At 68.0% G+C, this 24,853-nt stretch carries 24 protein-coding genes; 5 read left to right on the forward strand and 19 right to left on the reverse strand.

Annotated features, from left to right (window positions below; genetic code table 11):
• From AWC08_RS33585 to AWC08_RS33605, 5 genes are all read right to left on the reverse strand, one after another.
• On the reverse strand, positions 1 to 1,332 hold the full coding sequence (locus tag AWC08_RS33585) for a M16 family metallopeptidase (RefSeq protein WP_065131751.1): 1,332 nt from the start codon (positions 1,330 to 1,332) through the stop codon (positions 1 to 3).
• On the reverse strand, positions 1,310 to 3,559 hold the full coding sequence (locus AWC08_RS33590) for a polyribonucleotide nucleotidyltransferase (protein ID WP_065131717.1): 2,250 nt from the start codon (positions 3,557 to 3,559) through the stop codon (positions 1,310 to 1,312). The genes AWC08_RS33585 and AWC08_RS33590 overlap by 23 nt, the downstream gene beginning before the upstream one ends.
• 334 nt (positions 3,560 to 3,893) lie before the next feature.
• A complete protein-coding gene (gene lppU / locus AWC08_RS33595) occupies positions 3,894 to 4,430 on the reverse strand; it encodes an LppU family putative lipoprotein (protein WP_263861607.1) in 537 nt (178 codons plus the stop codon).
• The gene (gene rpsO, locus AWC08_RS33600; RefSeq protein ID WP_036354818.1) at positions 4,427 to 4,696 is read right to left on the reverse strand and encodes a 30S ribosomal protein S15; all 270 of its coding nucleotides are present in this window, start codon (positions 4,694 to 4,696) and stop codon (positions 4,427 to 4,429) included. The genes lppU and rpsO overlap by 4 nt, the downstream gene beginning before the upstream one ends.
• 103 nt (positions 4,697 to 4,799) lie before the next feature.
• A complete protein-coding gene (locus AWC08_RS33605; protein ID WP_065131715.1) occupies positions 4,800 to 5,768 on the reverse strand; it encodes a bifunctional riboflavin kinase/FAD synthetase in 969 nt (322 codons plus the stop codon).
• Between the two features lie 77 nt (positions 5,769 to 5,845).
• Between AWC08_RS33605 and mntR the strand changes: the two genes are divergently transcribed.
• On the forward strand, positions 5,846 to 6,550 hold the full coding sequence (gene mntR, locus AWC08_RS33610) for a manganese-binding transcriptional regulator MntR (RefSeq protein ID WP_065131714.1): 705 nt from the start codon (positions 5,846 to 5,848) through the stop codon (positions 6,548 to 6,550).
• Between the two features lie 96 nt (positions 6,551 to 6,646).
• On the opposite strand, the gene AWC08_RS33615 is transcribed toward mntR, so the two are convergent.
• The 5 genes from AWC08_RS33615 to AWC08_RS33635 all read right to left on the reverse strand — a co-directional run bounded on the left by AWC08_RS33615 (position 6,647) and on the right by AWC08_RS33635 (position 11,859).
• Entirely contained in the window at positions 6,647 to 7,882 is a 1,236-nt protein-coding gene (locus AWC08_RS33615) for an acyl-CoA dehydrogenase family protein (RefSeq protein ID WP_069434538.1), read from the reverse strand.
• 3 nt (positions 7,883 to 7,885) lie between these two features.
• On the reverse strand, positions 7,886 to 9,088 hold the full coding sequence (locus AWC08_RS33620; protein WP_065131750.1) for a lipid-transfer protein: 1,203 nt from the start codon (positions 9,086 to 9,088) through the stop codon (positions 7,886 to 7,888).
• A gap of 247 nt (positions 9,089 to 9,335) precedes the next feature.
• Positions 9,336 to 10,232, reverse strand: a complete 897-nt coding sequence (truB, locus tag AWC08_RS33625) for a tRNA pseudouridine(55) synthase TruB (protein WP_069434539.1) — start codon at positions 10,230 to 10,232, stop codon at positions 9,336 to 9,338.
• The gene (gene pptT, locus AWC08_RS33630) at positions 10,229 to 10,897 is read right to left on the reverse strand and encodes a 4'-phosphopantetheinyl transferase PptT (protein ID WP_069434540.1); all 669 of its coding nucleotides are present in this window, start codon (positions 10,895 to 10,897) and stop codon (positions 10,229 to 10,231) included. Before pptT ends, truB begins: the two co-directional genes overlap by 4 nt.
• A complete protein-coding gene (locus AWC08_RS33635; RefSeq protein WP_069434541.1) occupies positions 10,894 to 11,859 on the reverse strand; it encodes a metallophosphoesterase family protein in 966 nt (321 codons plus the stop codon). Before AWC08_RS33635 ends, pptT begins: the two co-directional genes overlap by 4 nt.
• Positions 11,860 to 11,966: 107 nt before the next feature.
• On the opposite strand from AWC08_RS33635, the gene AWC08_RS33640 reads away from it, so the two are divergent.
• Positions 11,967 to 12,542: a DUF3558 domain-containing protein gene (locus tag AWC08_RS33640; RefSeq protein WP_065131709.1), complete on the forward strand. Its 576-nt coding sequence runs from the start codon at positions 11,967 to 11,969 to the stop codon at positions 12,540 to 12,542.
• Positions 12,543 to 12,561: 19 nt separating this feature from the next.
• A complete protein-coding gene (locus AWC08_RS33645) occupies positions 12,562 to 14,268 on the forward strand; it encodes a CocE/NonD family hydrolase (protein WP_069434542.1) in 1,707 nt (568 codons plus the stop codon).
• Here AWC08_RS33645 and AWC08_RS33650 read toward each other — a convergent pair.
• Entirely contained in the window at positions 14,227 to 14,784 is a 558-nt protein-coding gene (locus AWC08_RS33650) for a DUF1802 family protein (protein ID WP_069434543.1), read from the reverse strand. The genes AWC08_RS33645 and AWC08_RS33650 overlap by 42 nt on opposite strands.
• Positions 14,781 to 15,050 (reverse strand): DUF2277 domain-containing protein, encoded by a 270-nt coding sequence (locus AWC08_RS33655; protein WP_069434544.1) that lies wholly within the window; start codon positions 15,048 to 15,050, stop codon positions 14,781 to 14,783. The genes AWC08_RS33650 and AWC08_RS33655 overlap by 4 nt, the downstream gene beginning before the upstream one ends.
• A 151-nt stretch (positions 15,051 to 15,201) precedes the next feature.
• Here AWC08_RS33655 and AWC08_RS33660 point away from each other — a divergent pair, with 151 nt between their 5' ends.
• Positions 15,202 to 15,951: an enoyl-CoA hydratase gene (locus AWC08_RS33660; protein ID WP_065131706.1), complete on the forward strand. Its 750-nt coding sequence runs from the start codon at positions 15,202 to 15,204 to the stop codon at positions 15,949 to 15,951.
• 7 nt (positions 15,952 to 15,958) lie between these two features.
• On the forward strand, positions 15,959 to 16,357 hold the full coding sequence (locus AWC08_RS33665; RefSeq protein ID WP_069434545.1) for a hypothetical protein: 399 nt from the start codon (positions 15,959 to 15,961) through the stop codon (positions 16,355 to 16,357).
• Between the two features lie 4 nt (positions 16,358 to 16,361).
• On the opposite strand, the gene AWC08_RS33670 is transcribed toward AWC08_RS33665, so the two are convergent.
• The 7 genes from AWC08_RS33670 to infB form a co-directional block, all read right to left on the reverse strand.
• Positions 16,362 to 17,666: an ABC transporter substrate-binding protein gene (locus AWC08_RS33670; RefSeq protein WP_069434546.1), complete on the reverse strand. Its 1,305-nt coding sequence runs from the start codon at positions 17,664 to 17,666 to the stop codon at positions 16,362 to 16,364.
• Positions 17,667 to 17,668: 2 nt separating this feature from the next.
• Entirely contained in the window at positions 17,669 to 18,502 is an 834-nt protein-coding gene (locus tag AWC08_RS33675; RefSeq protein WP_065131703.1) for a carbohydrate ABC transporter permease, read from the reverse strand.
• A complete protein-coding gene (locus AWC08_RS33680; protein WP_082986030.1) occupies positions 18,499 to 19,434 on the reverse strand; it encodes a carbohydrate ABC transporter permease in 936 nt (311 codons plus the stop codon). Before AWC08_RS33680 ends, AWC08_RS33675 begins: the two co-directional genes overlap by 4 nt.
• Positions 19,435 to 19,497: 63 nt before the next feature.
• Positions 19,498 to 20,832, reverse strand: a complete 1,335-nt coding sequence (locus tag AWC08_RS33685; protein ID WP_069434547.1) for an MATE family efflux transporter — start codon at positions 20,830 to 20,832, stop codon at positions 19,498 to 19,500.
• 5 nt (positions 20,833 to 20,837) lie between these two features.
• Positions 20,838 to 21,860 (reverse strand): DHH family phosphoesterase, encoded by a 1,023-nt coding sequence (locus tag AWC08_RS33690; protein ID WP_069434548.1) that lies wholly within the window; start codon positions 21,858 to 21,860, stop codon positions 20,838 to 20,840.
• Positions 21,823 to 22,356, reverse strand: a complete 534-nt coding sequence (gene rbfA, locus AWC08_RS33695; protein WP_065131699.1) for a 30S ribosome-binding factor RbfA — start codon at positions 22,354 to 22,356, stop codon at positions 21,823 to 21,825. Before rbfA ends, AWC08_RS33690 begins: the two co-directional genes overlap by 38 nt.
• Positions 22,357 to 22,362: 6 nt before the next feature.
• On the reverse strand, positions 22,363 to 24,853 hold a 2,491-nt coding region (infB, locus tag AWC08_RS33700; protein ID WP_085088790.1), incomplete at its 5' end, for a translation initiation factor IF-2.

Genomic DNA, 24,853 nt, shown 5'->3' on the forward strand with positions numbered 1-24,853 from the left:
TTAACTTACCATCGCTCGAAGTTGTTGGGGCAGCGATCGTTTCGCCGTATATGGACCGAGGACGGCGGCCCCGTAGCGCTTGGTCAGCAGGCGCCGGGCCACCGCGTTGACCTCGTCCACGGTGACCTGCTCGATCTGTCGCAAGGTGTGTTCGATGCTGCGGTGGGCCCCGTAGTTCAGCTCGCTGCGACCGATCCGGCTCATCCGGGAGCCGGAATCCTCCAGGCCCAGCACCAGCCCGCCGCGCAGCGATCCTTTGGCGATCCGGCATTCGTCCTCGGTGATGCCGTCCCGGGCCACCGATTCCAGCACCTCGGTGGTGACCTTCATGACGTCGGCGAAGCGTTCGGGCAGGCAGGCGGCGTAAACCGACAGCGCGCCGCTGTCGGCGAAGATGTCCAGCGACGAATACACCGAGTACGCCAGCCCGCGCGCCTCCCGGATCTCCTGGAACAAGCGGGAACTCAGGCCACCGCCCAGCGCGGTGTGCAATACCGACAACGCCCAGCGGTGCTCCCAGCCTCGCCCGGGCGTGCGCACGCCCAGCGAGACATGCGTCTGCTCGGCGTCGCGTTTGCCCAGCACCAGACCGGGGTCACCGGTCACCCGGCCCGCTCCCTTGCGCGGCGCCACGGGTCGTCGGCCGCGGACCAGGCGGGCCGCGAAATGCCCGCGGGCCAGCGCGACGACCTCGTCATGGTCGACGTTGCCGGCGACCGCCACCACCATCCGCTCCGGGGTGTACCGGCGCTGATGAAACGAGTGCAGCTGGGAGCGCGACATCGCCGACACCGACCGCACGCTGCCGATCACTGGCCGGCCGACCGGGTGGTCCCCGAACAACGCCGTCATGAACATGTCGGCGAGCGCGTCCTCGGGGTCGTCGTCGCGCATCGCGATCTCCTCGAGGACCACGTCGCGCTCCAGTTCCACGTCCTCGACGGCGCACCGGCCGTTGAGTACCACGTCGGCGACCAGATCGACGGCCAGCGCCAGGTCGGTGTCCAGCACGTGCGCGTAGTAGCAGGTGTGTTCCTTGGCGGTGAAGGCGTTGAGCTCGCCGCCGACGGCGTCCATCGACTGGGCGATGTCTACCGCCGTGCGGGTCGGCGTCGACTTGAACAGCAGATGCTCAAGGAAGTGCGCGGCGCCGGCCACCGTGGTGCCCTCGTCGCGCGATCCCACCCCGACCCAGACACCGACCGATGCCGAGCGCACCGCGGGCAGGTACTCAGTGACGACCCGAAGACCGCCAGGCAGCGTGGTGCGACGCACGCCTACCTTTTCCGGGGGCAGGGCGCCCCCGCTGTCAGCTGCTGACCGTCGCGGCATCGGCTGCTGGCGCTGCTCCGGGGTCGGCGGGGGCGGCACCCGAGCTGTCGTCGTCCGTCAGGACCAGCGAGATCTTGCCCCGCTTGTCGATGTCGGCGATCTCCACGCGCAGCTTGTCGCCGACGTTGACCACGTCCTCGACCTTCGCGATGCGCTTGCCCTTGCCGAGCTTGGAGATGTGGACCAGGCCGTCCCGTCCGGGCAGCAGCGACACGAACGCGCCGAAATCGGTTGTCTTGACCACGGTTCCGAGGAACCGCTCGCCGACCGTCGGCAGCTGCGGGTTGGCGATGGCGTTGATCCGGTCGATCGCGGCCTGCGCGGACGGACCGTCGGTGGCGCCGACGAACACCGTGCCGTCGTCCTCGATGGAGATCTGCGCGCCGGTTTCCTCGGTGATCGCGTTGATGACCTTGCCCTTGGGCCCGATCACCTCGCCGATCTTGTCCACCGGCACCTTGATGGTGGTGACCCGGGGCGCGTACGGGCTCATCTCGTCGGGCCGGTCGATGGCCTCGGCCATGACCTCCAGGATGGTCAGCCGGGCGTCCTTGGCTTGCGCGAGTGCGCCCGCCAGCACCTGGGAGGGAATCCCGTCCAGCTTGGTGTCCAGCTGCAGGGCGGTGACGAAGTCCTTGGTGCCGGCGCACTTGAAGTCCATGTCGCCGAAGGCGTCCTCGGCACCGAGGATGTCGGTCAGGGTGACGTAGCGGGTCTCACCCTCGACATCGTCGGAGACGAGGCCCATCGCGATGCCGGCCACCGGCGCCTTGAGCGGCACCCCGGCGTTGAGCAGCGCCAGCGTGGACGCACACACCGAGCCCATCGATGTCGACCCGTTGGAACCCAGGGCTTCCGACACCTGACGGATGGCGTAGGGGAACTCCTCGACGGGGGGCAGCACCGGGATCAGGGCCCGCTCGGCCAGGGCGCCGTGCCCGATCTCACGCCGCTTGGGCGAGCCAACCCGGCCGGTCTCGCCGGTCGAGAACGGCGGGAAGTTGTAGTGGTGCATGTAGCGCTTGGACGTCTCGGGTCCCAGTGAGTCGATCTGCTGGGCCATCTTCACCATGTCCAGGGTGGTCACGCCCAGGATTTGGGTCTCGCCGCGCTCAAACAGGGCGCTGCCGTGCGCCCGGGGCACGACGGCCACCTCGGCCGACAACGCGCGGATGTCGGTGATCCCGCGGCCGTCAATGCGGAAGTGGTCGGTCAGGATGCGCTGGCGCACCAGCTTCTTCGTCAGCGAGCGGAACGCGGCGCCGATCTCCTTCTCCCGGCCCTCATAAGTGCCCGCCAGCCGCTCGACGACCTGAGTCTTGAGCTCGTCGGTGCGCTTGTCGCGCTCGGCCTTGCCGCCGATCGACAACGCCGCGGTCAGCTCGTCGGTGGCTACCGAGGCCACCGAGTAGTAGACGTCGTCCTCGTAGTCGGGGAACGTCGGGTAGTCGCGCGTATCTTTCGCGGCTGCATCGGCCAGCTCCTGCTGGGCGGTGCACAGCGCGGCGATGAACGGCTTGGCGGCTTCCAGCCCCTCGGCGACCACGGTTTCGGTTGGCGCCTGCGCGCCGCCCTCGACCAGTTCGATGACCTTTTCGGTGGCTTCGGCCTCGACCATCATGATCGCGACGTCATCGTCAACCTTCCTGCCGGCGACGACCATGTCGAACACCGCCCGCTCGAGCTGCTCGACGGTCGGGAAGGCGACCCAGGTGCCGTCGATCAGCGCCACCCGGACGCCGCCGACCGGTCCCGAGAACGGCAGGCCGGAAATCTGGGTGGACGCCGACGCGGCATTGATCGCCACCACGTCATAGAGGTCATTGGGGTCCAGGCTCAGGACCGTCACCACGACCTGGATCTCGTTGCGCAGGCCGTCGACGAAGGACGGGCGCAGCGGCCGGTCGATCAGCCGGCAGGTCAGGATCGCGTCTGTGGAGGGCCGGCCCTCACGGCGGAAGAACGAGCCCGGGATGCGCCCGGCGGCGTACATCCGCTCCTCGACATCGATGGTCAACGGGAAGAAGTCGAAATGTTCTTTGGGGTTCTTGCTGGCGGTGGTCGCCGACAGCAGCATGTTCTCGTCGTCGAGGTAAGCGACTACCGAGCCGGCGGCCTGCAAGGCCAGCCGTCCGGTCTCGAATCGGATGGTGCGGGTGCCGAAGCTCCCGTTGTCAATGGTGGCGGTGGACTCGAAGACGCCTTCTTCGATTTCAGTCGCAGACATAACGTCAGTGCGGCCTCTCTGGTTATTCAGCTGTTTCGCGGGTGCATGCGCGAGCAAACCAGGGAGCAGTGTCTGAATGCGGCTACGGCCATCGATCGAAGCTGCCGACCTGCCCCAGATCCTGGGAGCCCGGCAGCCACTACCGAAGACCGCCCGATACAGGGCTGCTTCCCGTGACTCGCATGGCGACTCGCTGGAACGGTGCGCGCGGATCTGCGCGAACCGCACCAAGGTGCTCGGACCGAACTGGCCCAGAACGCCCTCACTCTACACCGAGCTAACTCATGGGATGAGAAAGATGGGGGCGGAACCCGCCTTTGAGTGCGTCCGACCTCTAGTTCCGGGGTGCACTACTGATGTCCTCCACGCACACGGCGAACCGCCGCTGGGAGTACGTGTAACCCAGGCCGCTGGCGCACTGGTCCACCGAGACCGGTGGATCGAGATCTTTGAGGATCTGGGTGGCCCGCTGACGGTTGGGCACCGTGGCGTCATTGCAGTCGACGCGGAACGGGTCGGCGATGTGGTGCGGATCCACACTCATACAGCCCCCGATCACCCAGTCGATGTCCAGGCAGACGGTGTTGTTGGCGCCGCTGATCGAGTTGTGGGTCGAATACGACGAATCGACGTCAGCGGGGCACTGGCCCCGGTCCTGTACGACTGCGACAACCTTGAAGTTGGACGCCGGGCTTCCGCACGGTGCCTTGGCAGCCTGCGGCTGGGCGGCCGTGCCACCGAGTTCCAGGCAGTCCCCCACTGTGAATTCGCTGAGGTCGGAGCCGCTTTTCCCCGACGAACACCCGGTCACCGCACCGATGAAGCCCGCCGCGATGGCGGCTAATACGGCGCCTGACGCGCCACGGGTCAGCGGCGCAGACCCAGCCGCTCGATCAGCGAACGGTAACGCTCCACGTCGACCTGGGTCAGGTACTTGACCAGCCGCTTGCGGCGGCCGACGAGCAGCAGCAGGCCGCGGCGCGAGTGGTGGTCGTGCTTGTGCACCTTGAGGTGCTCGGTGAGGTCGGCGATGCGCTTGGTCAGCAGCGCGATCTGCGCCTCCGGCGATCCGGTGTCGGTCTCGTGCAGACCGTAGGACTTCAGAATTTCTTTTTTCTGCTCGGCAGTAAGCGCCACGAAAACATCTCCATCAATAGGTCCGCGATCAGGATTTAACGGCGCGGCCACCGCGAACCGCAGCACGCGCCGATGTCGTCGGGCAGTCTAGCAGGGCGTTGCGCTAAGTCAGCAGGCCGCGGGTCCGCTCGGTGTCCCTGCCGATCTCCTCGACCAGGTCGTCGATCGAGTCGTACTTCTGCTGGCCGCGGATGCGCGCGACGAAGTCCAGCGCCACGTGCTGGCCGTACAGGTCGGCGGCGGTGTCCAGGACGAAGGCCTCCACGGTGCGGGTGCGCCCGGAGAACGTCGGATTGGTGCCGACGGACACCGCGGCCTGATAGCGCTCGCCGGGAGTGACGGTGCCGGTGACCGGTCCGTGCCCGAGCACGGTGAACCAGGCCGCGTATACGCCGTCAGCGGGAATGGCCGAATACATCGGCGGCGCGACGTTCGCGGTGGGAAAGCCCAGCTCGGCTCCGCGGCCGTAGCCGCGCACCACGACACCCTCGACCCGGTGCGGCCGGCCCAGCGCCTCGGTGGCCGCCAGCACGTCGCCGGCGTCCACGCAGGACCTGATGTAGGTGGAGGAGAAGGTCACGGTCTCGTTGCTGTGGTGTTCGGAGAGCAGGGACATCGCCTCCACCGCGAACCCGAACCGGTCGCCGGCCTTACGCAGGGTGTCGACGTTGCCGGCCGCCTTCTTGCCGAAGGTGAAGTTCTCCCCCACCACCACCTCCACCACGTGCAGGTGCTCCACCAGCAGTTCGTGGATGTAGCGGTCGGGGGTGAGCTTCATGAAGTCGGTGGTGAACGGCATCACCAGGAACACGTCGATGCCCAGGTCCTCGACCAGTTCGGCGCGGCGGGTGAGTGTGGTCAGCTGCGCCGGGTGGCTGCCCGGGTACACGACCTCCATCGGGTGCGGGTCGAAGGTCATCAGCACCGACGGCACGCCACGGGCCCGGCCCGCCTTCACCGCATGCGCGATCAACTCGGCGTGCCCACGGTGCACGCCGTCGAAGACCCCTATGGTCAGCACACATCTGCCCCAGTCCGTGGGGATCTCGTCCTGACCGCGCCACCGCTGCACGACCGCAAGCCTAATCGTCGACGCAACCGGCCCGCCCAGCCGCCGCTTTAGGCGCGGGTTGCCTAAGATTTGTGGTTGTGAGGGCTGACGACGAGCCTGGTGGGCTCACCCAGGTTGCCCAGGACTACTTGAAAGTCATTTGGACGGCGCAGGAGTGGTCTCCGGACGGGGCTCCGCAGAAGGTGAGCACCAAGATGCTGGCCGAGAAGATCGGGGTGTCGGCCAGCACCGCATCGGAATCGATCCGCAAACTGGCCGAGCAGGGACTCGTCGACCACGAGAAGTACGGCGCGGTGACGTTGACCGAGTCCGGTCGGCGGGCGGCGCTGGGAATGGTGCGCCGTCACCGTCTGCTGGAGACGTTCCTGGTCAACGAACTCGGTTATGGCTGGGACGAGGTGCATGACGAGGCCGAGGTGCTCGAGCACGCGGTGTCGGACCGACTGGTCGCCCGTATCGACGCCAAGCTGGGTTTCCCGCGCCGCGACCCGCACGGCGACCCGATCCCGGCCACCGACGGCCAGGTTCCGACGCCCCCCGCCCGCCAGCTGTGGGCCTGCCGCGACGGCGACACCGGGAAAGTGGCCCGCATCTCCGACGCCGACCCGGAGATGCTGCGGTACTTCGACAGCGTCGGGATCAACCTGGACTCGCAATTGCGGGTGCTGACCCGGCGCGAGTTCGCCGGGATGATCTCGGTGGCGGTGTCGTCGGGGGACGGCGCGGCAACGACCGTGGAGTTGGGCAGCCCGGCCGCGCGGGCAATCTGGGTCGTCGGCTGAGGACGGGGGTCTTGGATTCGCCGACTCTGAAAATTGGCAGACAAAGTTCGAGTGGGGCCATCCGATTTTTCAGGGTCGGTGCGGCGTTACGGCGGTTCAGCTCGAGAGCAACCCCTTGGCGATGTGCGTCACCTGGACCTCGTTGCTACCGGCGTAGATCATCAGCGACTTCGCATCGCGCGCAAGCTGTTCCACCCGGTACTCCGCCATATAGCCGTTGCCACCGAACAGTTGCACGGCATCCATGGCGACATCGGTGGCCGCCTCCGAGGAGTACAACTTGATCGCCGACGCCTCGGCCAGGGTCAGCGGTTTGCCGGCCCGCTGGCGCTCGATGGTGTGAAAGACCATGTTCTGGACGTTCATTCGGGCGATCTCCATTCGGGCCAGCTTGAGCTGGATCAACTGGAACTGGCCGATGTTCTTGCCCCACAACGTGCGGCTCCTCGCATAGTCCACGCACAGTCGGTGGCATTCGTTGATGATGCCCAGCGCCATCATCGCGATGCCGATGCGTTCGGCGGCGAAGTTGGCGCGGGCGCTCTCCCGCCCGTCGCCGTCGCTGGGGTTTTCGCTCTCGCCCAGCAGCCGGTCCGGGCTCAGCCGTACGTTGTCGAAGAACAACTCACCCGTCGGCGAGGACATCATGCCCATCTTCTTGAACGGCTTGCCCTGGGTGAGGCCGGGCATGCCGGAGTCAAGCACGAAGACCAGCACCGGGCGGTTGCGTTTGTCCCGCGTTGAACCGTCGTCCAGCTTGGCGTAGACCACCAGCACGTCGGCGTACGGCCCGTTGGTGATGAACGTCTTCTGACCGTTGAGGATGTAGTCCTGCCCGTCGCGCTTGACGTAGGTCTTCATGCCGCCGAACGCATCCGAACCCGAGTCGGGTTCGGTGATGGCCCACGCCGCGATCTTGTTGAGCGTCATCAGGTCCGGCAGCCAGCGTTCCTTCTGCGCCAGTGTGCCGCGACTCATGATGGTCGCCGCACCCAGGCCCAGGCTGACCGACGCGGTGCTCAGCAGCCCGATGCTCACGCGGGCGATCTCGGACACCAGCACGGCCATCATCGAAGCTTGGGCGGCCATGCCGCCGGATTCGTCTGCGCCGTCCTGCTTTTCGTCTGTGCCCGCGCGTTCGCGATCGAGCATCTTCTTCACCGATTCCGCGGCCAGCGCGTCCAGGCCGAACTGGCTGAAAAGTTTGCGCGCGATCGGATACGGCGCCATCTCGCCGGTTTCCAGGGCATCCAGATTAGGGCGGATCTCCTTGTCGACGAACTGACGGACGGTGTCGCGCACCATCAGATCGGTGTCGGACCAGTCGATCACGTGTCAGCGCTCGGCGCGCTGGTAGGCCGTGACGACGGCGGCCCCGCCCAGGCCGATGTTGTGTTGCAGTGCGGCGCTGACGTTGTCCACCTGACGCTTGTCGGCGGTGCCCCGCAGTTGCCAGGTGAGCTCGGAGCACTGCGCCAAACCGGTCGCGCCGAGTGGGTGGCCCTTGGAGATCAGCCCGCCGGACGGGTTGACCACCCAGCGTCCGCCGTAGGTGGTCTGGTTGTCATCGATCAGCTTGGGCGCCTCCCCCTCGCCGCACAGGCCCAGCGCCTCATACAGCAGCAGCTCGTTGGCGGAGAAGCAGTCGTGCAGTTCGATCACCTGGAAGTCGTCGGGGCCGAGCCCGGACTGCTGGTACACCTGTTGGGCTGCTTGGACATTCATGTCGTAGCCGATGATGTTGCGGGCGCTGCCGTCGAAGGTGGAGGCGAAGTCGGTGGTCATGGATTGCCCCACTATCTCCACCGCCTGTCCGGCCAGGTCGTGCCTGGAGACGTAGTCCTCACTGGCCAGCACCACCGCCGCGGATCCGTCGGAGGTGGGCGAGCACTGCAGTTTGGTCAGCGGGTCGGAGATCATCTTCGCGGCCAGGATGTCGTCGAGGGTGTACTCGTCCTGGAACTGGGCGTACGGGTTGTTGACCGAGTGCTTGTGGTTCTTGAAGCCGATCTTGGCGAAGTGCTCCGCGGTCGTGCCGTATTTCTTCATGTGCTCGCGCCCAGCCGCGCCGAACATCCACGGCGCCACCGGGAAGGCGAACTCGTCGATCTCGGCCAGCGCCTTGACGTGCCTGCCCAGCGGAGACTCCCGGTCGTTGGCGCCACCTTGCAGCGCTCCCGGTTGCATCTTCTCGAAACCCAGCGCCAGCACGCAGTCGGCCAGGCCACCCCGGATGGCTTGCGCGCCCAGGTACAGCGCGGTGGAGCCGGTCGAGCAGTTGTTGTTGACGTTGACGATCGGGATCCCGGTCATGCCCAGTTCGTAAAGCGCCCGCTGCCCGCAGGTGGAGTCGCCGGCCACGTACCCGACGTAGCCGTGCTCGATCTCGGTGTAGTCGACCCCGGCGTCCTGCAGGGCCTTGGTGCCGGACTCCCTGGCCATCTGCGGGTAGTCCCAGCCCTCGCGGCGACCGGGCTTTTCGAACTTCGTCATGCCTACGCCGACGACGAAGACCTTGTTACGACTTTTAGCAGGCATCTTTGCCCCTTCCACGCGGCTCACCTCTCAGTGTGCAACTCGGCTTGGCGACGCCGCAGACCGGGGGCGTACCGGCGCCGAGGCTGAAGAATTGCAGACCCGCACTCGCGTTTTGGCTGCAGATTTTCAGCCTCGGCGAAGATAGGTCACTGCATCGTCGCCGGGCGGGAGCCCGATTGCCCGCCTCCTCCTCAGTCCATACCGGACTGCATCGTCGCCGGGCGGAGCCCGATTGCCCGCCTCCTCCTCAGTCCGTACCGGACTGCATCGTCGCCGGGCGGATCACCACCACCGATCTGGTGCGGCGGCCCTCGTCGCGCAACAAAGCGATCACCCGGCCCTCGGCGTCCGCGGCGGCATAGACACCGTCGACGCCCGCGGGCGGCAGGGCACGGCCGTTGCCGGCGGCGTCGGCCTCCTCGGCGGTCAGGTCGCGGCGCGCGAACATCAGCAGGCAGGCCTCGTCCAAGCTCAGCGACAGACGCGGGTGCTCCGTCAACTCGTCGAGCGACACCGCGTGGCTCAAGTCGAAGCGGCCGACCCGGGTCCGCCGCAACGCGGTCAAGTGGCCGCCAACCCCCAGCGCAGCACCGAGATCGCGGGCCAGCGCGCGGATGTAGGTGCCTGAGGAGCAGTCGACCTCCACGTCGAGATCGGTGACGCCCCCCGCGCGCCGCGTCGCCAGCACCTCGAACCGGTCGATGCGCACCGGCCGGGCGGCCAGCTCGACGGTCTGACCCTCGCGGGCCAGTTGGTAGGAGCGACGCCCGCCGATCTTGATCGCGCTTACCGTCGACGGCACCTGCTTGATGTCACCCCGCAGTCCGGCCAACGCCGCCCCGATCTCCTGATCGGTCACATGGTCGGCCGAAATGGACTGCAGCAGTTCGCCTTCGGCGTCGTCAGTGGAGGTGGACTGGCCCAGCCGGATGGTCGCCGCATAGGACTTCGACGTCGCGGTCAACAAGCCGAGGATCTTGGTGGCGCGCTCGATGCCGAGCACCAGCACCCCGGTCGCCATCGGGTCCAGCGTTCCGGCGTGACCCACCCGGCGGGTGGCGAAGATCCGCCGACAACGCCCGACCACGTCATGGCTGGTCATCCCGGCCGGTTTGTCGACGACGACGAGCCCGGCACCGGTCATAGCACGATCGCGGTGAGCACCAGACCGCGCTCCACCGACCAGCGCCCGGCCAGCGACGTCAACGGCGGACCCGACAGGGCGGCCGGATCGATCAGGATGCGGGAGACGAACCGACCGTCGGCCGTGAACGTGATGTGCGCGTCCTCGAACCCCAGCCAGCGCTTGGTCAGCGGAAACCACGCCTTGTACGTTGCTTCTTTGGCGCAGAACAGGATTCGGTCCCAGTGCAGCCTGGACGGCAGCGCCGCGGGGATCTCGGCGCGCTCGGCCGGCAGGCTGATCGCGTCCAGCACGCCGTTGGGCAGGACGTCGTGTGGTTCGGCGTCGATACCCACCGAGCGCACCGGTCCGTCGCGTCCCACCACGGCGCCGCGGTAGCCGGTGCAATGGGTGAGGCTGCCTACGACCCCGTCGGGCCAGCACGGTTCGCCCTTGTCTCCCTTGAGGATCGGCACCGGCGACACACCGATCTCGCCGAGCGCCACGCGGGCGCAGTGCCGCACGGTGACGAATTCGTTGCGGCGCTTGGCCACTGACCGGGCGATCAGCGGCTCCTCCTCGGGCAGCGGTTGCAGGTCCGGCGGGTCGGCGTACAGCTCGGCATGGCCCAACTCATCGACCAGGGTGCCGGGCAGCAGCGACGACACCAGCGTGCGCGGGGTCACCGGGACTGCCGCTGCCGCAAGCGTTCCTGAAACTGGGCGTGCTGCGCCCTCATCTCAGGGGTGATGGTGAAGTGGCCGCCGAAGTCGTTGAGGTAGCCGGGAGCGTACTGCGGGTCGGGCAGCACCTGGCGCAGCCAGCTGTACGGCTTGCGCCGGCGCCACTCGCGCGGGTAACCCACCGACACCTCTTCGAACCGCACGTCGTCGTACCACGTGGTCCGCGGAATGTGCAGATGGCCGTAGACCGAGCAGATCGCGTTGTAGCGGGTGTGCCAGTCGGCGGTCTTGGTGGTGCCGCACCACAGCGCGAACTCCGGGTAGAACAACGCGTCGCAAGGGTCGCGCACCAGCGGGAAGTGGTTGACCAGCACCGTCGGCTGCATCCAGTCGAGCTGTTCGAGTCGAGCTTTCGTCTTGGTGACCCGCTCCCGGCACCAGGCGTCGCGGGTGGCGTACGGCTCGCAGGAGAGCAGGAACTCGTCGGTGCAGACCACATTGCGTTCCTTGGCGATGGCCAGGCCTTCGGCCTTGGTGGCTGCGCCGTTGGGCAGGAACGAGTAGTCGTACAGCAGAAACATCGGGACGATGGTGGCCGGGCCGCCCCGTTCGGTCCATACCGGGAACGGGTGCTCGGGGGTGATGACGCCCATCTCGTCGCACATGTTGACCAGGTAGTCGTAGCGGGAGCGGCCGAAGACCTGCAGCGGGTCTTTGTTGGTGGTCCACAGTTCGTGGTTGCCCGGCACCCAGATCACCTTGGCAAACCGCCGCCGCAGCAGATCCAGCGCCCAGCGGATCTCGTCGGTACGTTCGGCGACGTCCCCGCAGACGATCAGCCAGTCGTCCGGCGACGACGGATGTAGCGACTCGGTGACGGGCTTGTTTCCCAGGTGACCGGTGTGCAGGTCGGAGACAGCCCACAGCGTCGGCTGTCCCCCGCCCGTCGGCTCATGTCCTGCCACGACTAACCACCCTAGCGATCCGCAGTCGATTGCCCCGTTTCGCTTCCGGGTGTGCTGGAGCGACTTGTACACTCCCGGCAAGAGGATCGCCAGGAGCAGGGGGTGTCGTGTTCGGCAAAGTGCGTCTGGCTGCAGCGCTGAGTGCGCTGGTCACAGCGGTGATTATCGGCTTCCAATACGCTCCTTCGGTTCCCTCGGCGCACGGGCCGGTCGAGTTGCGGTCGACCGCCCAGCCGATGGAAACCACCATGAAGAGCCCGATCGTGGCGACTTCCGACCCGAGCCCGTTCGACCCCTGCACACAGATTCCGTTCGACGCGGTGCAGCGGCTGGGTCTGGCTTTCTCGCCGCCCGAGCCGCAGGAGGGCCTGCGTTGCCAGTTCGACGCCGGCAACTACCAGCTGGCCGTGGAGCCCATCGTCTGGCGGACCTACGCGCAGACGCTGCCCGCCGACGCCGTCGAAACCACGATCCAGGGGCACCGCGCTGCCCAGTACTGGACCTTGAAGCCGACCTACCACAACAGCTTCTGGTACATCTCCTGCATGGTGACGTTCAAGACCAGCTACGGCGTGATCCAGCAGTCGCTGTTCTACTCGACCGTCTACTCCGAGCCCGACGTCGACTGCCCGTCTACCAACTTGCAGCGGGCCAACGACCTCGCCCCGTTCTACAAGTTCTGATCCTGCCTACTCTGGCTGTGTGAGCATCACATCCCTTCGGCGTGAGCGACTCAAGCAGCGGAAGCTGACCAGCGGACTCGGACGCAGGGCCGCGCTCGGCGCGATCGGCGCGGCGTTCGGTCTGCCGCGAGCCACCACGCGCTACACCGTCGACCACGTCAAGATCCCGATGCGCGACGGGGTCCAACTGGTGGCCGACCACTATGCGCCCCAGACGTCCAAGCCGGCCGGCACCGTGCTGGTTCGGGGTCCGTACGGGCGCAAGCTGCCCTTCTCCCTGGCCTTCGCCAAGCTGTATGCCGCGCGCGGTTATCACGTAGTGCTGCAGAGCGTTCGGGGCACCTTCGGATCGGCCGGTGAGTTCGAACCGATGGCCAACGAGGCCCAGGACGGCGCCGACACGGTGCAGTGGCTGCGTGAGCAGCCCTGGTTCACCGGTCGCTTCGCCACCATGGGCCTGTCTTATCTCGGATTCACTCAGTGGGCACTCCTCAACGATCCGCCACCGGAACTGGCCGCCGCGGTGATCGCGGCGGGGCCGCACGACTTCAGGGAATCGACCTGGGGCACCGGCACATTCGCGGTCAACGACTTCCTGGGCTGGAGCGACATGGTGAGCCGCCAGGAAGATCCACGCCGCATCCGGCACGGTATACGGCACGTGCGGGCGCCGCGGAAAGTGGCGCGGGCCGTCGGAGCCGTCCCGTTCGGGGCGGCCGCGCGCGACCTACTCGGCTCGGGCGCCCCCTGGTTCGAATCGTGGGCCACCGAACCCGCGCCCGACGACCCGTTCTGGGATCGGTTGCGCTTTCCCGACGCGCTGGACCGGGCGCAGGTTCCGGTGCTACTGCTCGGCGGCTGGCAGGACCTCTTCATCGGGCAGACGACGGCGCAGTACCGCCACCTCTCCCAGCGGGGCGTGAACGTGGCGATGACGGTCGGTCCGTGGACGCACGTCGAGATGATCACCAAGGCGCTGCCCCTCTCGACACGCGAGACGCTGGACTGGCTGGACGCCCACCTCGCGGGCGCACCGGCCCTGCGCCGGCCGAGCCCGGTGCACGTCTTCGTCACCGGCGAGGGATGGCGTCACCTGCCCGACTGGCCGCCCGCAACCAGCGAGCATGCGCTGTACCTGCAGCCCTACGGGCACCTGGGCGACAACCCGCCGGAGATCAACACCCGCCCGGCCAACTTCCACTACGACCCAGCGGACCCGACGCCGACGACCGGCGGTCCGCTGCTTTCGGCGAAGGGCGGCTACCTGGACGACACCGACCTGGCCCAGCGCGACGAGGTGCTCAGCTTCACCGGAGCCACCCTCACCCAGGATCTGTTCGTTTACGGCAACCCGGTCCTGGAATTGGCGCACAGTTCCGACAACCCACACGTCGACCTGTTCGTCCGGGTCAGCGAAGTCGACGTCAAGGGCCGGTCGCGAAATGTGAGCGATGGCTACCGGCGACTCGGGGACGGCTCGCGCAGTGTCAGGATCGAACTCGATCCGATCGCGCACCGGTTCGCCGCCGGAGCGCGCATCCGGGTGCTGATCTCGGGAAGCTGGTCGCCGCGTTATGCGCGCAACCTTGGCACCGGAGAACCGGTGCTGAGCGGACGTCAGCTCAAGCCGGCGACGCATTCGGTGCACTTCGGCGAATCCCGGCTGCTGCTGCCGGCCGCGAGCTCAGGCGACGGCGGCGCGGACCCGGGTGACGATCGCGGCTAACTGTTCGTCGTCGTGCACCGGCTCGGCGAGCCGCGGCGTGGTGGGCAGTTGCACCCAGCTGGTGCAGCCGGCGTAGTCGGGGGTGCGGGGCAACCGCACCGGCTCGGCGAGCGGTAGCGCCGAGACCACGAGCACCGCGAGCTGATGTCTGGGCCGGAAGTCCAGCCGGTCAGCCCGCACCGATTCGGCGGTCCAGATGTGCAGGTCTTCGATTTCAGGCAACCGCTCCGGTCGGTTAACCGCCAGCGCGGCAACCACTTTGGCCGCTGCCCGGACCGTCACGTGGTCTTCGGTGCTGTCATCGGCCGCGGCCGCGAGCAGGTCCCGATGCTCGGGGCGGACGCGCTGGGAGTGGCTGTGCGCCACCGTCGGGAACAATAGGAATTCGCGCGCGGCCACCTCGAAGCGCTTCTCCCCGATGCCGCCCTTGCGCAGCAGGACGGTCTGGCGCCCGTCGAGCAGCGCCCGCACCGCGGCACTCCACTCCTTGAGCGCCGTCGTCTGCGCGCCCGTCACTGCCGCCCCGCGAGCCGGGCCACCACCTCGGGCCGGCGCAGCGGCGGGACCGTCTTGGGCGGCTGGCGCCGGGCCGGCAGCGCGTCGAGCAGCCGGGCCGTCGAGGCGGTGACCTCGGCGACCGCGGTTTCGAACGCGTCGGCGTTGGCGGCGGACGGATGGGTGATCCCGCTGACCTTGCGCACGTACTGGCGCGCCGCGGCCGCGATCTCGTGGGCCGTTGCGGGCGGCTCGAGTCCGCGCAGTTCGGTGATATTGCGGCACATGGTCTCCACGATAGGCGCGGCACCGGCTTGGCTACCTGCGCTGAGCCTGCATCCGCGGCGGGTCCTCCCGGCGTGTCGCCACCCTCGGCGCAGAATCGCTGCGCTTCACGCAGCGTCATTACCGGCCGCGGGCTTGGCTACGGTAAAAGCCATGACCGACGAGATCCTGCTGATCGACACCGACGAGCGGGTGCGCACCCTGACCCTCAACCGCCCGCAGTCGCGCAACGCGCTGTCTTCCGCGCTGCGCGACCAGTTCTTCGGCGCCCTGGCCGACGCCGAGACCGACGACGGGGTCGACGTCGTCATCGTCACCGGCGCCGACCCGGTGTTCTGCGCCGGGCTGGACCTCAAGGAGCTGGGCGGGCAGACCGCCCTCCCCGACATATCACCGCGCTGGCCGGCGCTGACCAAGCCGGTGATCGGCGCCATCAACGGTGCCGCGGTCACTGGTGGGCTCGAACTGGCGCTGTACTGCGACATCCTGATCGCCTCCGAGCACGCCCGATTCGCCGACACTCACGCCCGGGTCGGGCTGCTGCCGACCTGGGGCCTGAGCGTGCGGCTCCCTCAGAAGGTGGGAGTAGGCCTGGCCCGACGGATGAGCATGACCGGCGACTACCTTTCGGCCGCCGACGCGCTGCGCGCCGGGCTGGTCACCGAGGTGGTGGCCCATGACCAACTGCTGCCCGCCGCCCGGGCAGTCGCGGCCTCGATCGTCGGCAACAACCAGGACGCGGTGCGGGCGCTGCTGGCCTCCTACCACCACATCGACGACGCGCAGATCGGCGGCGGTCTGTGGCTGGAAGCCGCCGCGGCACGACAGTTCCACACCAGCGGCGACGACATCGCCGCCAATCGGGAGGCCGTGCTGCAGCGCGGGCGTTCACAGGTGCGTTGACCGCCCGGTGACGCAGCAGCCGGTTGTTCCGCGCGCCGTATGGCGGCGGTCGAGCACGGACGTCGTGTTCACCGTCGTGCTGTTCGTGACGCAATTCGTGGCCAGTGCGCTGTCCTTCGTCGGCGCGCTGGGACCGGCGATGTGGCTGATGCTGCCCGGGTGCAGTGACAACTGCGACAGCGCGGCAGTCGATCACTTCTACGGTGACGTCACCACCGGCGTGGCCGTCGTGGCGGGCGGCATCGTGGCCGGACTCCTGGTAGCTGTCATCGGATCGGTGGTCGCCGGGATACGCCGATCGGTGATGTGGATCTGGCCGGGACTCGGCGTGGCCGTGGTTGTACTGACCTTTGTTGTGGCACTATCGCTTTGGTTGGATGCGGTACCGAGCGGAATGCCGGCGTGAACGGTCAGCCGTGGTGGAATCCGGAGAGCTTGCGTTTGATCTGCCGGTTGTAGATGACCTGCAGCTGTTGCTGGATGTTGCCGAACGTCGCGCCGACGTCGGCGCCCTTCAGTCCGATCGATTCCAGGCCGGCCGAGATGATCCGGTCACCACCGGGAAGGAAGACGCGGGCGTAGTCCTGGGGTCGGGTGTGCGGCAGCTGGTCGAACGCCACCCGGGCCCGCGGATTGTCGGCCAGATACCGCTGCTGAGTCGGATCGTCGACGGCCGACTTGCGCACCGCGAGATAGCCGGTGTGCTGGCTGAAGTAGGCCGTGTTGCGCGGACTGGTGATGTAGGCGATGAACTTGAGCGCGTTGAGCTTTCGCTCGTCGGACAGCTTCATGGGGATGGCCAGGCCGGCGCCGCCGGTCGGGCATGCCGGTGCTCCGCCCGCGGCGGTGGGCAACGCCGCCACCCCGAAATCGAACCGGGCCGCGGCCGTGATCCCGACCAGCGCGCCCGTCGACGCGACCGTGGATGCCAGGATGCCGGTGGCGAACTCGTTGGCGACGTTGTTGGCGATCGCCGCATACCGCTTGCCGTGGATCGAGTCGCGCAGAAAGGTTCCCGCCGCGATGGTCGCCGGGTCGGTGAACTTCAGCGCCCACTGGTCGGAATAGGCGCCGCCGAACGCCCAATTGGGTCCTTCAAAGGTCCATGAAATCGCTTCGGAATTCGCCCAGCCATGGGCCAGCTTCCCGGCGCCGACGACGCTCTGCAGCCGCAGACCCCACTCGTCGAACTCCGGCCAGGAGGCGGGCCCGCGGTCCGGAAGCCCGGCGCGCTCCCACACCGCCTTGTTGTAATAGAACAGCGGCGTCGACCGCGAATACGGCAGCGCGTAGTGGTGACCACCGAACTCGTAGTCGGCCAGCAGCGAGTCCACGTAGTCCCCGGTGTCCACGCCGACTTCCCGGAACAGGTCGTCGAGCGGGGCGAGGACCCCACTGAGCGCGAAGTGGAACCACCAAATGTCGTCCAGCACAACGACATCAGGGACATCGGCGCCGATGAGCGCGGCGTTGAACTTCTGCGCAACCTCGTCGTAGTTCTTGCCGGCGTCGATCAGCTTGACCTGCAGGCCCGGGAATTCTTGCTGGAAACGGCTGATCAGCTCGCGTTCCACCGTTGTGGACAGGCCAGGGTGATTGGACCAGAACGTGATCGGGCCATCCCCGGACTTGATCGGCCCGCCGCCGCCCATGCCGGCGCACCCGGCCGTCAGGCCGGCCGCCGCCAGTGTCAGGAGACCTCTGCGGTTCAGCACCGTTAACCCTTTACCGCGCCCGAGGTCAGGCCCTTGATCATCTGCCGCTGCAACACGACGAAGATGAGCAGGATCGGCAGCATCGCCAACAGCGTCACCGCCATTACCGGTCCCCAGTTGGTGACACCTTCGGCCTGTTGCAGGAAGGTCAGGCCCACCGGCAGCGGCGCCACCGACTCATCGTCGGACATCAGGAACGGCCATAGGTATTCGTTCCATTCGTTGACGACGGTGATGATTCCGAACGCCACCATGGTGGGCCCCGACATCGGCAGCACCACCTGCAGCAGCAGTTGCCACCATCGCGCGCCGTCCATCCGGGCCGCTTCGATCACCTCGGCGGGTAGTGAAAGAAAGTGGTTGCGCATCAGGAAGGTTCCGAACGCGACACCGGCCAGCGGCAAGATGATGCCGGGAAAGGTGTTGCGCAGTCCCAGTTGGGAGATCAGCGCGTAATTGGAGATCACGGTGATCTGGTTGGGCACCATCAGTGCGGCGATGATCGACAGGAACACCACGTTGCGGCCCGGGAACCGCACGAACACCAATCCGAACGCGCTCAGGACGCCCAAGACGAACTTCAGCGCCGCCAGGGCGGTGGTGATGATCGCCGAGTTGCGCACATAGGTCCAGAACGGGATCTGTTGCGTGGCAGTCCGGTAATTCTGCGGATGCCAGTGCGGCGGCCACCAGGTGGTCGGCTGCGAGTAGACGTCGGGCTGGTCTTTGAGCGAGGTGAAGAACACGAATGTCAACGGTCCGGCGATCAGCGCGACCACCACCAGCATCGCCGCGTAGCCGAGCAGCCGGGCCGGCCGCGCCCGGTCGAAACTCATTGGCGTTGCTCCTTATCCATCACGCGCACCTGGTAGTAGGTGATGGCCAGCAGCACCAAGAACATGAGCGTGGCGACGGCAGCTCCGTAGCCGGCGCGGAAGTTGCGGAACGTCTCCACGTACACCTGGTACACCATGGTGGTGGTGCCGGTGCCTTCCGGACCGCCGCGGGTCATGACGTTGATCACATCGAAAACCTGCAGCGAGCTGATCAGCACGGTAATCGACAGGAAGAACGTGGTGGGCCTCAGCTGCGGCAACGTCACCATCCGGAATGTGGTCCACCGGCCGGCGCCGTCGATCTGGGCCGCTTCCAACAGGTCTCGCCGCACCCCCTGCAGCGCCGCCAGGTAGATGACGAAGGTGTAGCCCAGGTTCTTCCAGATGTAGGTGACGGTGATCATGAACATCGCCCAGTGCGCGTCCTGGTAGAAGTCGGGCACCCCGAACCCGAGGCGGCGCAACAGGTCCTGGATGAGACCGAAGTGCGGATCGAAGACGAACTGGGCGGCCAGCCCCACCGCCGCACCGGAGATCACGAACGGGGCGAAAACCGTGGAGCGCACGAAGTTTCGGCCGCGTAGCGGCTGATCGAGCAGCATGGCCAGGGCCAGCCCCAATACCATCGAACCAACCACCGCTGCCAGGGTGAACACCGTCGTGTTGAGCACGATCCGGGCGGTGTCGGAACGGGTGAACCACTCGGCGTAGTTGGACAGGCCAACGAACTCGGCGTGCGGGTCGGAGATGTTCCAGTCGAAGAACGACAGTCGGATATTGTCGGCCAGAGGCCGGTAGATGAACAACGCCAGCAGCGCCACATTGGGCCCCACCAGCACGACGAACAGGCCGTAATCGCTCCACGGGCGGCGCCGGGTCCGTTGCGTCGTCCTCACCGGCGTGAGTGTAGCCGCGGCTGTCGTCCCCGACATTGCGGTCACGGCTGTGGTTATCGGCTCAATCACGACCACCGGGGCCACCCCGGCGCTCCCGGGTCAGCCGGCCCCGGGAACCGCCCACCGCCCGGACAGTGCCCGCCATCCGCCGAACGCCAGCCGCAGCGCCATGAATGTGCTCAATCCGGACCAGATGCCGGCCAGCCCCCATCCGAAGGCCAGTGACAACCAGATCAACGGCAGAAATCCCAGCAGGGCACTGACCACCGTGGCGGTGCGCATGAATGCGGCGTCACCGGCCCCCAGCAGCACCCCGTCCAACGCGAAAACGATTCCCGCGACCGGTAATTGAACCACCATGAACCACCAGGGCACGCCGATCGCGGCGAGCACCGGCCGGTCGTCGGTGAACAGATCCGGCAACACCGTCGAGCCCAACCCGAACCCAACCGCCAACACACTGGCCGCCAGCAACGAAAACCACGTCACCCGCCAGGCGACCCACTTGGCGTGGGCGGCGTCACCGGCCCCCAGCGCCGCGCCCACCAGCGACTGCGCGGCGATGGCCAGCGAATCGAGCACCAGGGCCAGAAACGTCCACAGCTGCAACACAATCTGGTGAGCGGCCAGCGCCGCGGCGCCGAACCGGGCGGCGACCGCCGCGGCGGAGACATAACACACCTGAAAAGCCATGCTGCGCAGGATCAGATCCCGTCCCATCACCAACTGCGCCCGCAACGCCGCGCGGTCGAGTCGCAGCGGCACCCGCTCGGCCAGCAGCGCGCCGCCGAACAGCAGCGCCGCCAGCCACTGCCCGATCAGGTTGGCCACCGCCGAGCCGGCCAGACCCAGCAGCGGCAGACCCAGCCAGCCGTACACCAGCACCGGGCACAGTAGCGCCGAGACGCCGAAGCCGGCGAGCACATAGCGCAGCGGCCGCACCGTGTCCTGCACGCCGCGCATCCAGCCGTTGCCGGCCAGTGAGACCAGGATCGCCGGCGCCCCCAGGATGGCGATCCGCAGCCACGGCAGAGCGGCGGCGGCGATGCGGTCATTCGATCCGATCACCGACACCACCGGCACCGCCGTGGCCTGCACCACGACGACAATCGCCGCGCCCAGCCCCAGACCCAGCCACGTCGCCTGAACACCCTCGTTGACGGCCGCCGCCCGGTCGGCCGCGCCGAAGTAGCGCGCCGCACGGGCGGTCGTGCCGTAGGACAGAAACGTCAGCTGCGTGCTGACCAGACCGAGCACCAGGCTGCCGACCGCCAGGCCGGCCAGCGCCACCGCCCCCAGCCGGCCGACCACCGCGGTGTCGAAGAGCAGGTAAAGCGGCTCTGCGGCCAGCACACCCAGCGCCGGCAGGGCCAGTGCCGCGATCTGCCGGCCACCGGCGGCCGGTCGGCCGGAATCCGGCCCGCCCCGCTGCAAGGCGGCTATTCGAGTGCCGCGCGCAGCGCCGCGACGACGTCGTCGATCGAGCCGGTGGCGGAATAGCCGGCCGCCAGCCGGTGCCCGCCGCCGCCGAAGCCCATCGCCACGGTGGCCAGGTCGATCGACTTGGCGCGCATCGACACCGACCACCGCTGCGGTTCGACTTCCTTGAACACCGCCGCCACTTCGGCCTGCTGCGTGGTGCGCACGATGTCGACGACGCTTTCCACTTCCTCCGAGCGGGCGTTGCGCCACTCGTGGTGATCGATCACCGCGTAGACCAGGCCCTGGCCATCGGCGGCCTCGGGCAGCAGTTGAGCGGTGCCCAGCACCCGCGACAGCATCGGCAGCCAGGCATAGGGGTGGCTGTCCATCAGCGACCGGCTGACGGCGGCGTTATCCACCCCGATGTCCACCAGCCGGGCGGCCAGCCGCAGCGCACGCGCGCTGGCCCAGCGGAACGATCCGGTGTCGGTGGTCAGACCGGCGTAGATGCAGTGCGCCACACCACGGTCGATCGGCTTGCCCCACACGTCGAGGATCTCGGCGATCATCATGGTGGTCGAGTCCGCGGAGGTGTCCACGAAGTTTGCGGTGCCGAACAACCCGTTGGAGGCGTGATGGTCGATGACCAGCAGCTCCCGCTCGGGACCGGCGAGGTACTGCAGTGACCCGAGCCGATGCATGCTCGGCACGTCGACGGTGACCACCAGATCGACGTCGCGTCGCACCTCGTCGGGACTCACCAGCAGGTAGCAGCCCGGCAGCGTGCTCAGCGACTGCGGCAGCTCCGCGGGCGCGGCGAAGCTCACCTGCACGTGCTTGCCACACTTGTCGAGCACCGCGCCCAGGGCCAGCCCGGCACCGATCGTGTCCGCGTCGGGGTGGACGTGACAGATCACCGCCACCGACGCCGCGGCCGACAGCAGTTCAACGGCGCCGGCTGCGTCGACGCGCGGCCCGTTCAGGCGCGGTATGCCGGTCAGCTCAATCGTCGGATCGATCTTGCGATTGATAATCGTCATCGGTGTCCTCAGCTTCGATGCCTCGAGCACTGCCAAGTCCCCCGGCGGCCGGCGGTTCGGCCGCTGACCCACTATCACGGTACGGGTCGGCCTCCCCTGCCGGTTTGGCACCCACCCGTACGCGCGCCAGATCGGCATCCGCGGCGCGGGCGCGGGCCAGCAACTCTTCCATCCGGTTGACTGTGTCCGTCGTCGTGTCGCGGGTGAAGGTCAAGGTCGGAGTGAAGCGCACACCGGTGCCCGCTCCTACCTTGGTGCGCAGCACACCTTTGGCCCGGTCCAGCGCCGCGGCGGCGCCGGGATAGTCGGGCTCGTCGTCCAGCGTGCGTCCCATCACCGTGTAGTAGACCGTCGCGTCGTGCAGGTCGTTGGTGACCTTGGTGTCGACGATGGTCACCCCGGCCAGCCCGGGATCCTTGATCTCGTACTCGATCGCCGACGCGACGATCGTGCTGATCCGCTTGGCCAGCCGGCGTGCCCGGGCAGGGTCAGCCATCGGCGGTCACGACCGTTCCTTCTGCACCAGCTCGAAGGACTCGATGATGTCGCCTTCCTTGATGTCCGAGTAACCCAGCGTCAGACCGCATTCGAAGCCCTCGCGAACCTCGGTGACGTCGTCCTTCTCCCGCCGCAGCGAGTTGATCGAGAGGTTCTCGGTCACCACGATGTTGTCCCGCAACAGTCGCGCCTTGGCATTGCGGCGCACCACCCCGGAGGTGATCATGCACCCGGCGATGATGCCGACCTTCGAAGACCGGAAGATGGCGCGGATCTCCGCGCGCCCCAGCTGGTTCTCCTCGTAGATCGGCTTGAGCATGCCGCGCAGGGCCTTCTCGATCTCGTCGATCGCCTGGTAGATGACCGAGTAGTAGCGGATCTCGACGCCTTCGCGGTTTGCCAGCTCCGTCGCCTTGCCTTCGGCGCGCACGTTGAAGCCGATGATGATCGCATCCGAGGCCGACGCGAGGTTGACGTTGGTCTCGGTGATGCCACCGACGCCGCGGTCGATGACGCGCAGCGCCACCTCGTCGTCCACCTCAATGCCCATCAGGGCCTCTTCCAGCGCCTCGACCGTACCGGCGTTGTCGCCCTTGAGGATCAGGTTCAGCTGGCTGGTTTCCTTCAGCGCCGAGTCCAGGTCCTCCAGGCTGATCCGCTTGCGGCTGCGGGCCGCCAGCGCGTTGCGCTTGCGGGCGCTGCGCCGGTCGGCGATCTGGCGGGCGATGCGGTCCTCGTCGACGACGAGGAAGTTGTCACCGGCACCGGGCACCGACGTGAAGCCGATGACCTGCACCGGCCGTGACGGCAGCGCCTCTTCGACGTCCTCGCCGTGCTCGTCGACCATCCGGCGCACACGGCCGTAGGCGTCGCCGGCCACCACCGAGTCGCCGACCCGCAGCGTGCCGCGCTGGATCAGCACGGTGGCCACCGGACCGCGGCCGCGGTCCAGGTGCGCCTCGATTGCCACACCCTGGGCTTCCATGTCGGGGTTGGCCCGCAGGTCCAGGGCCGCGTCGGCGGTCAGCAGCACCGCCTCTTCGAGCGCCTCGATGTTGGTGCCCTGCTTGGCCGAGATGTCGACGAACATCGTGTCGCCACCGAAATCCTCTGCCACCAAACCGTATTCGGTGAGCTGGCCGCGGATCTTGGCCGGGTCGGCGCCCTCCTTGTCGATCTTGTTGACCGCCACCACGATCGGCACATCGGCGGCCTGCGCGTGGTTGATGGCTTCCACCGTCTGCGGCATCACGCCGTCGTCGGCCGCCACCACCAGGATGGCGATGTCGGTGGCCTTGGCGCCTCGGGCACGCATGGCGGTGAACGCCTCGTGACCGGGGGTGTCGATGAAGGTGATCAGCCGCTCGCTGCCCTCGAAGTTAACCCCGACCTGGTAGGCGCCGATGTGCTGGGTGATGCCGCCGGCCTCGCCCTCGCGGACGCTGGCCTTGCGGATGGTGTCCAACAGCCGGGTCTTGCCGTGGTCGACGTGACCCATCACGGTGACCACCGGCGGACGGGTCTGCAGATCCTCTTCGCCGCCTTCGTCCTCGCCGTAAGTCAGATCGAACGACTCGAGCAGCTCGCGGTCCTCGTCCTCGGGACTGACGACCTGAACGTTGTAGTTCATCTCACTGCCCAGCAGTTCGAGCGTCTCGTCGCCGACCGACTGGGTGGCCGTGACCATCTCACCGAGGTTGAACAGCGCCTGCACCAGCGCGGCCGGGTTGGCGTTGATCTTGTCGGCGAAGTCGCTCAGCGATGCGCCGCGGGCCAGCCGGATGGTTTCGCCGTTGCCGTGCGGCAACCGCACACCACCGACGACCGGCGCCTGCATGTTCTCGTACTCGGCACGTTTGGCCCGCTTGGACTTGCGGCCACGACGTGGCGCGCCGCCGGGACGGCCGAACGCACCGGCCGCACCACCGCGCTGCCCGGGACGGCCGCCGCCGCCACCACCGCCACCGCCCGGACCACCGCCGCCGGGGCGACCCCGGAAGCCGCCGCCACCGCCGGGTGCCGCACCGACACCGCCGCCGCCGCGGTAGTTACCACCGCCGCCACCGCCGGGACCGCCGCTGCCACCGGGACGGGCACCGCCGGGCCGGGGTGCGCCGGTGCGCGGCGGACGCGGGCCGCCGGAAGCGCCACCGGGCCGCGGCGGCATGCTGCCGGGCGAAGCTCCGCCCGGTCGGGGCGCGCCCGGCCGCGGTGCGCCGGGGCGCGGAGCCTGCGGGTGGGGACGCGGGATCGGCCGGTCCACCGGCTGCGCCGAGGAGAACGGGTTGTTGCCGACGCGCGGGGTGCGCACGCCGGGCTTGGGCATGGGACCGGGACGGGGCCCGGGCGTCGCTCCGGTTTGCGGGGCCTGAGGCGCGGGCGCCTGTGGCGGTGCGGACGCCGCCGGCCCGGGGCTCGGCGGGGCCGGGGCGGCCGGCTTGGCCCTGGCAGCGGGAGCGGGTGCTTGAGCGGGAGCGGCCGGGGCAGCCGGAGGA

Source organism: Mycobacterium gordonae, from assembly GCF_002101675.1.
Taxonomy (GTDB): domain Bacteria; phylum Actinomycetota; class Actinomycetes; order Mycobacteriales; family Mycobacteriaceae; genus Mycobacterium; species Mycobacterium gordonae.